This is a genomic window from Microbacterium sp. Y355 (genome assembly GCF_059445345.1).
This window is the reverse complement of the sequence record NZ_JCAIUD010000001.1, coordinates 2,926,302-2,938,871: the sequence shown is the minus strand read 5'-3', so window position 1 is coordinate 2,938,871 and position 12,570 is coordinate 2,926,302. Positions and strand designations below refer to the sequence as shown.

The following is a 12,570-nucleotide window of genomic DNA, read 5'->3' as shown; positions in this document are numbered from 1 at the left end:
GGCTCACGAACGCGCGTCACATCACCCCTCGCTCGGCCAGCATGGTCGCGTCGACCGCGGTCAGACCGACCTCCGCGTCGCCGTGCGAAGCACTGGTGGCGCGGATCGCGATCGGGCCGGGGGTGCCGTCGCTTCTGATAACCGCCAGAGCGCGTCCGCGATACGTGGAGCGCGTGCCGCTCGCAAACGATTCCGACGTGGCCGGAGCCGCGCTCCCGAACGCTGCGAGTGTCGCCGGGCCTTCGAGTTCAATCGTGACCTCGTCATCGCGAAGCATCTCGATGATCCCGTCAGCATCAGCGATCTCCACCCACAGGAACGCGAGTTCCTGGTTGTCGGCGGCGAACTCCGGTCGCTCAGGTGAGAGACGCAAAGTGGGAGTGGCAGCGGATCGCAACATGCTCCGCGCGACCACCTGTCCACCGCGGTATGCCCGAGCCTCGATCTCGCCCGGCTCGTACGGCGCTCGGAACCGTGTGACGAAGTCGACTTTCGCGCCCGCGCGCTTACGGCCGAGAGAACGTCCGTTGATGAGGACGTCCACTTCTTCGTCACTGGAATATATCTCCAGCTCCGCCGTCTGACCTTCCGCTCCCGCCCAGGACCAGCTCGCGACTGCATCCGTACTGCGCCAGGCAGTGCGTCGCACCTTTTCATGCGCTCGATCGAGGGGGCGGACGGTGATGGCCGGGACCGGGAGCAGCCCCCACACGGCACGGTTGTGCAGCGCCTGCGCACCGGGGATGCCGGTGATGTCGATGGCTCCCGGCCCCGCGACAACGTGCGGATACGGCTTGGACAGGCCTGCGGTCAGAGAATCTTCGCCGTACGCCCACGTGCCGATCCCGGCTTCTCCGAGGTAGTCCCATGACGTCCAGCTGAAGTCGCCGATGACATTGGGAAGCCGTTTCACGATCGGCCAGAGTCGTGCGAGATCGCCCGGGACGGACTCCGATCCAAGGACGACGCGGTCAGGGTGCCGTCTTGCGTCGCCCTTGTAGCGTCCCCAGGCGTAGTTGTAAGAGGCGACGTCGAGCGTTGCAACGGCGTCGCGGGTGGCTTTGTCGGCGCCGGGGGCGCGAGCGACCAGCTGCATGATGCTGTTGAGCCGGTCGGCGATGACGTTGGCCATGGTGCTCGTGATCGCTGACGGACGCTTCGTCGATGTTGAATGGGCCGGGGCGGCCGATGGCACTCCGCCCTTATTGCGGGAGGCGATCAGATTCAGCAGGAAGTTGACGGCTGCGGTGACCGGTCTGTCCTGATCGAGAGAGCGGATGAATGCACGCATCTCGCGGGCTGTCTTCACGCCCTTCGGAGTGACTGTTTCGGTGTTTTCGTTGCCGATCGAGTACATGATCACGGAGGGGTGATTGCGGTCTTTCGCGACCATCGCGCGCGCGTCTTCTGGCCAGATCTCGTCAAACCTATCCGCGAGATCGAACTCCGTCTTGGGTGTGTACCAGACGTCGGTTATCTCATCGAGCACGTAGATTCCCAGCTCGTCGCAGGCGTCCAAGAGGTCGCGCGACATCGGTGTGTGCGCGCTGCGGATCGCGTTGTATCCGTTCTCCTTCAGGATCTTCGCACGCCGGAACTCGGCAGCTCGGAACGTCGCGGCGCCGAGCGGGCCGCTGTCGTGATGCACGCACCCGCCTCGCAGCAGCGTGGTCTCGCCGTTGATGCGAAGTCCACGGATCGCGTCGACCTCGATGGTGCGGAGTCCGACCCGAAGGTTTACCTCATCGCGAAGGTCGCCGTCGACGGCGAGGGTGACCTTCGCGTCGTACAGGTGCGGTGAGTGCTCGGACCAGGGCTTCGCACCTGGGACGGTCAACGTGACGACTGTCGTCGCATCAGTGACCGTAACGGAACGCTCTGCGACGGTGATGTCACCGTCACGCATTCGGACGGTGATTTCGGCACCGATCGCGGCAGGGTCGAGATCGATCGACGCCTCGACCGTCGCAGCGGGGTCGAGGCTGAGCGTGCGAAATCCGAAACTCCCGTGCGGAATGTGGACGGGAGCGACATCCTCCAGCCACACGTTCCGGTAGATCCCGGAGCCGGAGTACCAGCGGCTGTTCGGCTGCTTCGAGTTGTCGACGAGAACCTCGATGTGATTCTCCGCCCCGGCCAATACGTTGTCGAGCACGACACGAAATTCGCGGTATCCGCTGACGTTGTGAGCGATCTCCACGTCGTTGAGACGCACTGTTGTCTCCCCGTACACACCCTCGAAGAATAACCGCCAGCTTCGCTGCGCGGCGTCAGCGGGTGCGATCCACCTCTTGGCATATAAATACGTGCCGCCGGGGAAGTACGCGCCGTGCGCACCGGTTGGCGCGTCCGCGCTGCGCGTCTCTCCGATCATCGCGTCGTGAGGAAGGGTGACCGGAACTGGAGTCCGACCATTGGCGCTGACGGTCCATGCGTCGGCGAAGAGTGTGGTCGTCATCTTTTGGTGCCTTTCCCTGGCCGCAGGGCGATGGGGGTCACCGTGCCCGGCGTGATGCCGTTCTCATTGAACGCGTCGACTGCGACCCAGTACTCCTCGCCGGCGTTCAGTGGGAGATTCACGGTCGCCTGGTCGTAGACGAGCCAGCTGCGGTAGAGCTTCTCGGGGTGGCGCCCGTATCGGACGTTGTACCCGTCTGCCCTCGCAACTGGCGGCCAGGAGACCGCGGCTTCGATGGCGCTCACGCGAGCTGCAGTCGTTTCGATGCTCGATGGCGGATTGCCAGCGCCGCGACCGAAGACGCGCAACCCGCTGATGGCCATCGGGGCGTCAAACGGCATGCGGTGACCGGTCACTCGGACGTACCGGGCAGAGATGCCTTCGTCGATGACAGTTGTCTTGTGGGGTGCGTCCGCTCCGCTCCCGCGGCCGTCCCAGAGCATGGTCCATGACTCGCCGTCGACGGATGCTTCGAGCACGTATTCGGTCGGGTGGTCGACCGTCTCAATCAGTCGTGAGTGTCCGGAAAGTTGCTGGAGCGATTTCCGCGGAACCGCAACAACGCGCTCAAGCTGGTGGTCGGCGAGATTCACCTGCACGGCATGCACCGCCGCCGTTCCGCCGAGGTCGACAGTCACGCTCTCGCCCGCGTCGCTGGTCCCGGCCACCCACCAGTCCCGGACGCTCTCATTGGCCGCCAACGCTGCCTCGTGACCGGGCTGCGATGACGACGCCATGACCGGTTTGCGGTAGGACAGCAGCATCCATCCCGCGAACGTATCGGTCAATGGGTCGAACTGGCCATCCGGGATGACCATCGGATAGTCGGCGAAGTTCTGGTTGCAGAAGAGCACTCCATCGTCGTCGAAGCCGGCGGGGAACAGGCCGACGCGCCGCTCGTAGTTCTGGTTCACCGAGACGCGCATGGTCGCGGCGTGCCACCAGTTGCCGTGGGTGTCTTGGAATGTGCTGCCGTGGCCGGCGCCGGTGATGAAGCCACCAGGCTTCGCTGAGAACGGGCTGTCGACGGAATAAGTGAAGGGGCCGAGTGGGCTCGTCCCCTTGTAGTAACCGTCGGCGTAGGTGTTGTGCTCTGTTGCGGGTGCGGCGTACTGCAGGTAATAGGTGTCACGATGTTTGGTCATCCACGCCCCTTCAATGAAAGGAAGGCCGCGGAACATGATCTTGGAGAGCAGGCTGTTCTGCTTCGGATCGTAGTTTTCGCCGTTGCGTTCCCAGCCGCGCGTGGTCATGTCGCTGGAGATCAGCGGGATGGGTTGTCCGAGCGGTTCGAAGGTCGTCCTATCGAGCTCCACGCCTTGGAGAGGGGTGCGTGCGTCGCAGCCCCAGTAAAGGTAGACGCGGCCGTCGTCGTCTTGGAAGAGGTTCGGGTCCCAAAACGGGAAGGTGCCGGGGCTGATCTCGGTGAAGTCGTCGCTGAGGGGGTCAGCGGTCCGGTAAAACGGTGACGGCTTGCCTCGCCGTGAGGCTGAAATGATCAGGGCACCGTCCACTTCGCGCACGTCCGGGGCGTAGTCGTATGCCGGGAACGTCTCACTGCGCTGCAGAGTCCAGGTGACCAGATCGTTCGAGTGGAAGAACCCGGGTGTCATCGATGTGAAGAGGAAGTACCGGCCGCGGAAGAACACAGCCGAGGGGTCCGCGGCTTCACGTGAAAGGGAGCGCTTGCCGGACATTCCGCGCACGTGAGAATAGGCATACGGTAGATCGAGGGGGTTGGTGATAACCCTGGACGCAGTCGGTGCGGTGCTCTCCGCACTCATCGGGTCGTTGCCTCGTCCGTGACGGCCAGGACTGCGCTCAGCTCGGCCGAGGAGCTTCCCCCGACCCAGATGTCGATCGTCGTCTTGTCCTGCACGTAGCCACGAGTGACCGCGCTCCAATACCGCAACTGCTCGGCACCGAGGCCGAGCTCGACTCGCCGCGTCTCACCGGCCGGAACCAAGACGCGTTCGAAGGCCTTGAGCTCTCGGATGGGACGAGACGAGGTCCCGTAGCGCTGGTGGATGTATAGCTGTACGACGTCGTCGGCATCGACCGTCGACGTGTTGGTCACGTCGACGGACACAACGACGGACTCGCCGCCGCGGATGCTCGAACGGTCGAGTGCGAGGTTGCTGTACTCGAACTTCGCGTACGACAGACCGTAACCGAACGGGTACAACGGAGTGCTTTCCTCTTCCCAGTACCGTGCACCCTGATCCTGCGGCGCGAATGTTCGGTTGTGTGCGTACACCATGGGCAGCTGACCGACATGGCGCGGCCAGGTGAAAGGCAGCCGCCCGGCCGGTGAGGCATCCCCGAGAAGCACCGAAGCGACGGCGTCGCCACCGCGGGTTCCGGGGTACCACGCCTGCAGGATTGCCGGGACGTGCTCGTCCGCCCAACGAAGATCGAGCGGGCGGCCCGACATCACGATCAACACGACCGGCGTGCCCGTCGCGACGATCTTCTTCAGCTGTTCTTCCTGCTCCCCCGGAAGCACAAGGGTGGAGCTGGACGCGTTCTCGCCGATCTGGTTCTGACGCTGACCGACGACCACGATGGCAACATCCGCCGCTGCAGCCAGTTCGACAGCCTTGCGTGTCTCCGCCTCCTCGTCGTATTCCTCGGGCGTGGCCACCACGGTGGGGTCCATCTGATCGAACATCGACGGGAACACTCGACGCGGGATGCCCGCACCCGGAGCATGGTCGATCGTGACCCCGTCTCCGAGACGCGCGCGAAGACCGTCGAGGATCGTCACGGTCTCATCGGTGTCGTGGTCGAAGACCCACGGCCCGAGGGTGTCGCGTTTGCTGTCCGCGAGCTGTCCGATGACGGCAACGGACGCGAGCCGGCCGGCGTCCAGCGGCAGGGTATCGTCATCATTCTTGAGAAGAACGAACGAGGCTTCCGCTGCTGTGCGGGAAAGCTCGCGGCTCTCCCCTGCGCCTAGTACGGTGGCCGCCTCTGTTTCATCGGCGTACGGCGATTCGAAAAGGCTGAGACGGAACTTCGCCGTGAGCACCCGCCGTACGGCGTCATCGATGACGTTTTCTGCCAGTAGGCCGTCGTGGACTGCCTGCGCGAGCCGGGAGTACGCCGGATCGAACATGGACATCTCTATGTCCACCCCTGCCGTAATGGCTCGGACGGCGGCGTCGGTCAGGTCTTCGGCGAAGTGCTGCGTCTCCAGCGACCGCACCGCGTTGTTGTCCGACACCACGAACCCGTCGAAACCGAGCTCGCCACGCAGCACGTCAGCAAGCAGGTGCCGATTCGCGGATGCGGGTACGCCGTTGAAGTCCATGTACGCGGTCATAATGTTGGCGGCACCCGCCTCGATCGCCGCGCGGAACGGCGGCAGGTAGACGTTCCAGAGTTCCGAGTCGGATATCTCCGCATCGTCGTAGTCGCGGCCTCCGCGCGCCGCGCCGTAGCCCACAAAGTGCTTCGGGCCGGCGAGGATAGAGTCCGGTCCGAAATCGCCTTGGAAACCCCGGACCTGCGCCGCCGCGACCTCGGACCCGAGAACGGGATCTTCACCCGCGCCTTCGATGATCCGTCCCCACCGGGCGTCCCTGGCGATGTCGATCATCGGCGCGAAGGACCAGTGAATGCCAACGGCGCGTGCCTCACGGGCCGCAGTAGCCTGCACGGCTTCGATGGTCGCAGGCGACCAGGTTGCGGCCAGGGCGATCGGGACAGGGAAGATCGTCCGAAGACCATGGATGACGTCGAAGCCGAAGATCAGTGGCACTCCCAGCCGGCTCTTCTCGACGGCAAGGCGTTGCATGCGGTTGGTTACGGCGGGATCCTTGACGAAAAGAATCGAGCCGGTCCCGCCGCTCTGAATCGCCTGCTGAACGATCCCGGGTTGCTCCGCGTAAGCCCGCTGCTCTGGAGGCAAAGTTTCGAGATCCAACCCTTCGGGGACTTCGATTCCGAGATGGAAGAACTGCGTCAGCTGTCCGGTCTTCTCCTCGAGTGTCAGTCGGGACAGAAGATCGTCGACTCGTTCTTCGATGGGTAGGTCAGCATTGCGAAATGGCAGATCGTTCATCATGTCCTTCGGAGGTGCGGGAGCTGTAGGGCTCAGAAGCGGTTCGTGTCGGAGGCGAGACCGGGACGCGTGCGCCCCGGTCTCGGAGCGGCAGTCGGTCAGCGCACGCTCTTCACCTTGAAGAGGATGATCAGGCCGCCGATGAGCGCGAGCGCGCCTGCGACGACGTATAGCAACGGGTAGTTGTTCTCCCCCGCTGCGACGCCGAACAGCAGTACGAGCGGCGCGAACAGCGGCGCCGCGAACTGCGGGATCGACGTGGAGAACTGTGCGATCGCGACGAACCGGCCAGCCTCAGTATCCTGTTCGGGGAGTACGTCGAGCATCAGCGCGCCATCGACAGCCGAGAAGATTCCGAGACCCAGGTTCATCGCGAACAGCCCGACCAGCAAGATGGTGAAATCGGGCGCCATCGCGGAAACCGTCGTTCCTGCGAGGAACAGCACACCCGACACGACGATGAACGACTTACGGCGCTTGAGTCGGTCGGACAGGAACCCGCTCAACCCGGCACCGCCGACCGTTGCTGCAATACCGATGATGCTTGTGATCGCGATGATCCCACCGATCTCAGCGACCGGAATTCCGAGCTTGAACGCGAAGAAGAACGTCGTGAAGGTCGTGGCCAAGGTGACGCCGAAGTTGAAGGTGAAGCGACCCAACCAGTTCCAGGAGAAGTCGGGGTACTTCTTGATGTTGTATCCGTATCCGGCAAGGAACGAGCGCAGCGAGACCTTTGGGCGTGTGGGGAAGTTGCGGCCGTCGGGTTCCTTGATGAAAACAGCGAACAGCAGGATCAGCAACGCGCCCGGGATTCCGGGCACGAGGAAGATCAGGATGCTGGAGCTGGCGAAGGCGCTCGCGAGGAGGACACCGACGATTGGTGCGACCATCACTGCAACTCCGTTAAGCCCGGCGACCTTCCCGCGTTGTGACTCGGGAAGGCGGTCGCCGAGGGAGCTGGTGAGCTGAAGAGCGGCGATGCCGAACCCGAACTGTGTGATTGCCCAGCCGAGAATCGCGACGAGCACGTTGGGTGCGAAGGACACGACCACGAGACCCGCGACGCCGACGAGGGCTAGCACTATGAGCCAGGGTCGGCGTCGTCCGAGCCGGGTGCGGGTGCGGTCACTGAGGATGCCGATGATCGGCCCGATCAGGACGACGACGAGTGATCCGGCACCGGTGACGTAGCCGAGGTACTCATCGTTGTTGGGAGCGATGCGGTCGATCAAAACGGACAGCGAGAATCCGATTGGCGCAACGAGTGCCATCATCGCGCCGAAGGTCGCCATGACCATCAGCCAGATGTACGCGGCGCTGACCTTGGGGCGATCGCCGACGGGCAGCGAACCCGTGAGGCTGATCTGCTCACCGATGATGGTTGCTTCGTTCAGTGCAGGCGATGCCGCGGATGCGGTCGGTACCGGGAACGGGTCCGGCGTGGTGCGGTCCTGAGATGTCATGGATCCTCCTTGATCATGTGTGGAGCGAGCTTCACTTCACGGGTCTTGTTGCGCGAGGCCGCGCGGGTCGGGTTAGTTGATCGGGCTCGCGGGCGCGAGTTGGGATGTGTCCAGTGCGGCCTGCAGGTCTTCACGGAAGCCGGGGAACTCGGCCGGAATCTGGTCGAGGATTGCCGTCAGCGAAAGACCCGCCATTCCTGGGATGCCCGCATCAACCGGCATGTCAGGGAAATGCTTGGCTGTCACCGCGCGGACCGCGGCCCACACATCGTCGTTTTCCGAGAGCTCGGCCATGGTGCTGTCCATGGACAGCCGTGCCGACGCCCCGTAGCCCGCGGTTACGGGGTAGCGCCACGAATGCGTACCAGCACCGACATCTTCCTGCCCGCCGCCGTCATGCAGCGGGAGGACGACCATCGCCGTGGCACCCTCGGGGATGGTCACATCCAGTTGAAGCTCACCGCTTTCGATGCGCCACGATGCTTCGACTCGTCCAAGGATGCTGTCGTGCGACGCGCGCGCGGAGGTGAGCCCGCCACCAGGTTGCGGGGCGATGCGGATCCGACGCCAACCCGGGTCCACTCGCGTGAGGCCGCCGACGACACGATGCAGCCAGTCGGAGACCGCTCCCAGCGCGTAGTGATTGAGCGACGTCATCCCGGTTGAGTTCAAGCTGCCATCCGGGAGCACAGAGTCCCATCGCTCCCACACCGTGGTGGCGCCCATCGTGACGGGATAGAGAAAAGACGGACAATCGGTCTCGAGTAACAGGCGATATGCCGCGTCGAGCTGGCCTGTGCTGCTGAGGGCGTGGGTGACCAGTGGTGTTCCTGCGAAGCCCGTCGAGATGCGGTACTGCGCTCGAGCGACGACGTCAGCCAGCCGCTCCCCCGCTTTCCGCATCTGATCCTCGTCGAGGATGCCGAACATGATCGCCAGCGCATACGCCGTGGCTGTTTCCTCGACGACTCGACCGGACTCTGTGACGTATTCGCGACGGAACGCGTCGCGCACACGGTCGTGAAGCAATGCGAACCGTTCTGCGTCCGCGGCTTCGTCGAGGAGCGCTGCGGTCTCCGCCATCTCGCGGGTCGTCTTCACGAAGAAAGCGGACGCGACGAGATGCCGGTCCGTCTTGCCGCCCGCGGGGCTCTCCACAGGGGCGTCGGGATCGAGCCAGTCACCGAACTGGAAGCCAGTACTCCACAGTCCCGCGTCATCGAGATTTTCCTCCACCTCGCGCACGTGCGCGGTCATGGATGCGTAGCTGGCGCGGAGAATGTCGAGGTCGCCATATTCCTGGTACAGCTGCCACGGCAGACTGACGGCGACGTCGCTCCATAGTGCGGTCGGTGAGGAAGGGGTCGTCATCACGTCCGGCACCACCCAGGGAACCGTGCCTTGTTCCTGCTGCTCGGCGGCCAGGTCCTGCAGCCAAGATCCCAACAGGTGGCGAACGTCGTACAGGAATGTTGCGGTGGGGGCGAACGCGTTGATGTCCCCCGTCCACCCCATTCGCTCATCCCGCTGCGGACAATCGGTCGGGAGCCCGACGAAGTTGCCGCGCATGGACCATACGGTGTTCGCGTGCAGCTTGTTGACCAGTTCGTTCGATGATTCGAACCATCCAGTGCGCGCCATGTCGCTGTGTATGACGATTGCCCGCAGCGCATCCGCATCCAGATCGCCCGGCCAACCTTCGATCTCGACGTACCGGAAGCCGTGGAATGTGAACTGCGGCTCCCATTCCTCGATACCAGGGCCCCCTCGAAGCGTGTATCGGTCGGTGGCCTCGGCGCTGCGGTTCGTCTCTCGATCAAGCTCCCCTGAAGGCGTGACGATCTCAGCGTGGCGCAGAGTCACCTGCGTACCGACCTCGCCGGACACCCTCATTCGCACCCACCCCGAGATGACCTGACCGAAGTCCACGATTGTCGTCCCGCGGTCTGTCGCTCGCATCTCGATGGGCGCGAGTTCCTCGATGCGACGAATAGGCGGAGCGGTCGGCTCGGCGAGGGTGTCGAGACTCCACTCGAATATTTCGGCTGCATGCCAGCCCTGATCATCGAAACCGTGTCGACTCCAACCATCCGGCTCCATTCGGGCGTCGAAGTCTTCGCCGCTGTATATCCCGTTCCCACGCACTGCGCCAGCCCCGACACGGAACTGGTCGTCCGTTGCGATGACTTCCACGCGATCGGCGAAGTGCAATTCCAACTGCGCGTACAGTGCCGGTCGATCGGAGTAGTTGTGCCGGACGTTCTCCCAGGTGAGCGGGCCCGCTGCCCAGCCTTCACCGACGATCGCTCCAAGAACGTTGGTTCCCACGCGGATCTGGTCGGTGACATCGTGGGTGCTCGCAATGACGCGATGGCGGTAGGAGGTCCAGCCGGGCGCGAGCACGTCCTCGCCGACCCGAGAGCCATTCACGTAAGACACGACGACACCGAGTGCGGTGAGCTTCAGCGTTGCCCGCAATGGAGTTTGAATGACGTCGAACTCGCGCCGGAAATACACAGCTGTCCCACCGTCACCGCTGCCCACGGGGCCACTGATAAATGAGCCTTGCCAGGGACGTCCGACGCTAGGGGCGGCAGCGTCTAGCACTGAAGAACTCACAACGGCTCCTTTGTCATGCATGAGGGTTGAGCGAGACACAGCGCTCGGTAACGCGCGTTACTCAAATGAAAACACATCAGGTAACGCGCGTCAACTCTGATCTATGATCAAGTTATGGCAGCAACCAGCGAAGATGTCGCGCAGCTCGCTGGAGTCTCCCGAGGGGCTGTCAGCCAAATCCTGAACGGTCGCGGCGAGCGGTTCGCGAGTTCAACGCGTGATCGAGTCAAGAAAGCGGCGACAGATCTCGGATATCAGCCGTCCGCAGCAGGCCGCACGCTCGCGAAGGGGACGAGCGACATCATCCTCGCGATACTTCCGAACACGACGTTCGGCGGCAACATTCAAGACATCTTCCAGGCCGCCACGGAGAACTTGGCGACTCGTGGACTGACGCTTCTGCTGCACCTCGCCACATCGACTATCGACCCTCTGGACCGCGTGATCGCTGGAATGAGGCCACGCGCAGTCGTGTCGCTCACCCCCTTCTCCCCTGAAGAACGCGCGTTGCTCATTGATCGTGGCGTCAAGGCTTTTGACCCAGTGTTGACCGGGGCCGGATCTGGTGCCGACGCGAAGATCGGCGCCATACAAGCAGGTCATTTGATTGAGCGAGGGTATCGTCAGCTGGCTTTCGCTCATCTTCGCGACGCGCGCCAAGATCCGTTCGGTCAGGCACGAGAGGAGGGAGTTCGGGCAGTTTGCCGCGAACAGGGACTGTGCGACCCTATCTCCATCCAACTCGGCATCGATCCCGACGAAGCGGCGCGCGCCCTGCGTCTGCTGAGTCTCCCGGGCATGGGGATCGCGTGCTACAACGACGACGTGGCGGCTGCCCTCATATCTGCTGCAAGCGCCGACGGTTGGCGGATTCCCCAGGACGTGGGCATCATCGGGATGGACAACACACCCTTGTCAGCGGTGTCATATCCACCCCTAACAACAATCGGCTACGACCTCGTCGCCGCGGGCAATCTACTCATCACCACCGCGCTCGCCGGAATCGGCGAACTCGTTGATGAGACCCCCGAGCCTGGACCCACCTTCAGCCTCATCCGGCGCGGAACGACGTAGCCAGCGTACGAGGCAGAGTGGCATGCGGATCCTGACGAGGACCAAACTCAAGGCACGTTGTGTCCGGCGGCCTTGGTGAGTGCGTACCATTCCGAAGGCGACAAACGAATCCGTGATGACGCGTCAAGAGGTCACTGTCATGCGGCATCGCCTCCGACGAACGTGCGGAACTCACCGCGATCGCGGTGCAGGGACCAGATGCGATCGGCGAGAGCCTCTGGTTCGTGGTCGGGCTCGCCGCCGCCGATCCCGCGAGGGATGATGAGCTGCGCAACGTGGATACCTTCGGGGGCGAGAGCGTCGTGGATCATTTGGCCGTATGCAGATTCTCCGGCGAAAGCGACGGATGTTCCGGCGACGCCGCCGTTCGGACGGACCGCGCTGCCGCCGTTGATAAGCAGGATCGTGCCGTGGCCTAGTTCTCGCAGACCAGGCAGGACGTGTTGGACAGCGGTGACCGGCCCATACACGGATTGTTCAATCGGTCCGACCAGATCCTCTGCCGTGCTCTCGAGCACTGGCTTCATGAAATCACGCGCAGGGACCGGGCTGTATTGCAGGACCTCGATCGAGCCGAGGTCCGCGGCCGCAGTGTCGAGCGCAGCGCGCAGCGCCCGCGCATCGCGGGCATTCGCGGCGTAGCCGCGCGCCGTGATTCCTTCTTCGGTCAGGTCCGCGGCGAGCTTGTCGACGTTCTCCTGGGTGCGGGAAATCAGAGCTACGGCGAAGCCCTCGCGGCCGAAGCGGCGAGCGGTGGCCTGGCCGAGTCCGGCCCCAGCCCCGACGATGGCAATAGTAGTCATGGTGGTCCTTTCCTCAATTGGTCCCGATTGCGAGAGCACGACTTCCACGCTAGACGGGTGCCCTGCCGTGTGGGAGTCCCTCCG

The 12,570-nt window shown here is 63.7% G+C and carries 7 protein-coding genes; 1 reads left to right on the top strand and 6 read right to left on the bottom strand.

Annotation, left to right across the window (positions count from 1 at the left end; translation table 11 throughout):
• Window positions 1–16: 16 nt before the first annotated feature.
• From AC1C2O_RS14170 to AC1C2O_RS14150, 5 genes are all read right to left on the bottom strand, one after another.
• Window positions 17–2,458 (bottom strand): glycoside hydrolase family 2 TIM barrel-domain containing protein, encoded by a 2,442-nt coding sequence (locus tag AC1C2O_RS14170; protein WP_495431081.1) that lies wholly within the window; start codon window positions 2,456–2,458, stop codon window positions 17–19.
• Complete coding sequence (locus AC1C2O_RS14165; protein WP_495431744.1) at window positions 2,455–4,155, bottom strand: family 43 glycosylhydrolase; 1,701 nt, start codon at window positions 4,153–4,155, stop codon at window positions 2,455–2,457. Before AC1C2O_RS14165 ends, AC1C2O_RS14170 begins: the two co-directional genes overlap by 4 nt.
• Window positions 4,156–4,238: 83 nt before the next feature.
• A complete protein-coding gene (locus AC1C2O_RS14160) occupies window positions 4,239–6,527 on the bottom strand; it encodes a glycoside hydrolase family 3 N-terminal domain-containing protein (RefSeq protein ID WP_495431080.1) in 2,289 nt (762 codons plus the stop codon).
• 95 nt (window positions 6,528–6,622) lie between these two features.
• Window positions 6,623–7,990, bottom strand: coding sequence for an MFS transporter (locus tag AC1C2O_RS14155; RefSeq protein ID WP_495431079.1), 1,368 nt, complete (start codon window positions 7,988–7,990; stop codon window positions 6,623–6,625).
• A 72-nt stretch (window positions 7,991–8,062) separates the two neighbouring features.
• Window positions 8,063–10,609 (bottom strand): glycoside hydrolase family 78 protein, encoded by a 2,547-nt coding sequence (locus AC1C2O_RS14150; RefSeq protein WP_495431078.1) that lies wholly within the window; start codon window positions 10,607–10,609, stop codon window positions 8,063–8,065.
• Window positions 10,610–10,723: 114 nt separating this feature from the next.
• On the opposite strand from AC1C2O_RS14150, the gene AC1C2O_RS14145 reads away from it, so the two are divergent.
• The gene (locus tag AC1C2O_RS14145; RefSeq protein WP_495431077.1) at window positions 10,724–11,683 is read left to right on the top strand and encodes a LacI family DNA-binding transcriptional regulator; all 960 of its coding nucleotides are present in this window, start codon (window positions 10,724–10,726) and stop codon (window positions 11,681–11,683) included.
• Window positions 11,684–11,820: 137 nt separating this feature from the next.
• Here AC1C2O_RS14145 and AC1C2O_RS14140 read toward each other — a convergent pair whose 3' ends face one another.
• Window positions 11,821–12,486 carry an SDR family NAD(P)-dependent oxidoreductase gene (locus AC1C2O_RS14140; RefSeq protein WP_495431076.1) on the bottom strand — a complete coding sequence of 222 codons (666 nt, stop codon included), beginning with the start codon at window positions 12,484–12,486 and terminating at the stop codon, window positions 11,821–11,823.
• Window positions 12,487–12,570: the final 84 nt, after the last annotated feature.

Bases quoted from the DNA above. Each gene is read 5' to 3' on its own strand.
- AC1C2O_RS14170 (WP_495431081.1), bottom strand. From the start codon at position 2,458: ATGACGACCACACTCTTCGCCGACGCATGGACCGTCAGCGCCAATGGT.
- AC1C2O_RS14160 (WP_495431080.1), bottom strand. From the start codon at position 6,527: ATGATGAACGATCTGCCATTTCGCAATGCTGACCTACCCATCGAAGAA.
- AC1C2O_RS14165 (WP_495431744.1), bottom strand. From the start codon at position 4,155: ATGTCCGGCAAGCGCTCCCTTTCACGTGAAGCCGCGGACCCCTCGGCT.
- AC1C2O_RS14155 (WP_495431079.1), bottom strand. From the start codon at position 7,990: ATGACATCTCAGGACCGCACCACGCCGGACCCGTTCCCGGTACCGACC.
- AC1C2O_RS14140 (WP_495431076.1), bottom strand. From the start codon at position 12,486: ATGACTACTATTGCCATCGTCGGGGCTGGGGCCGGACTCGGCCAGGCC.
- AC1C2O_RS14145 (WP_495431077.1), top strand. From the start codon at position 10,724: ATGGCAGCAACCAGCGAAGATGTCGCGCAGCTCGCTGGAGTCTCCCGA.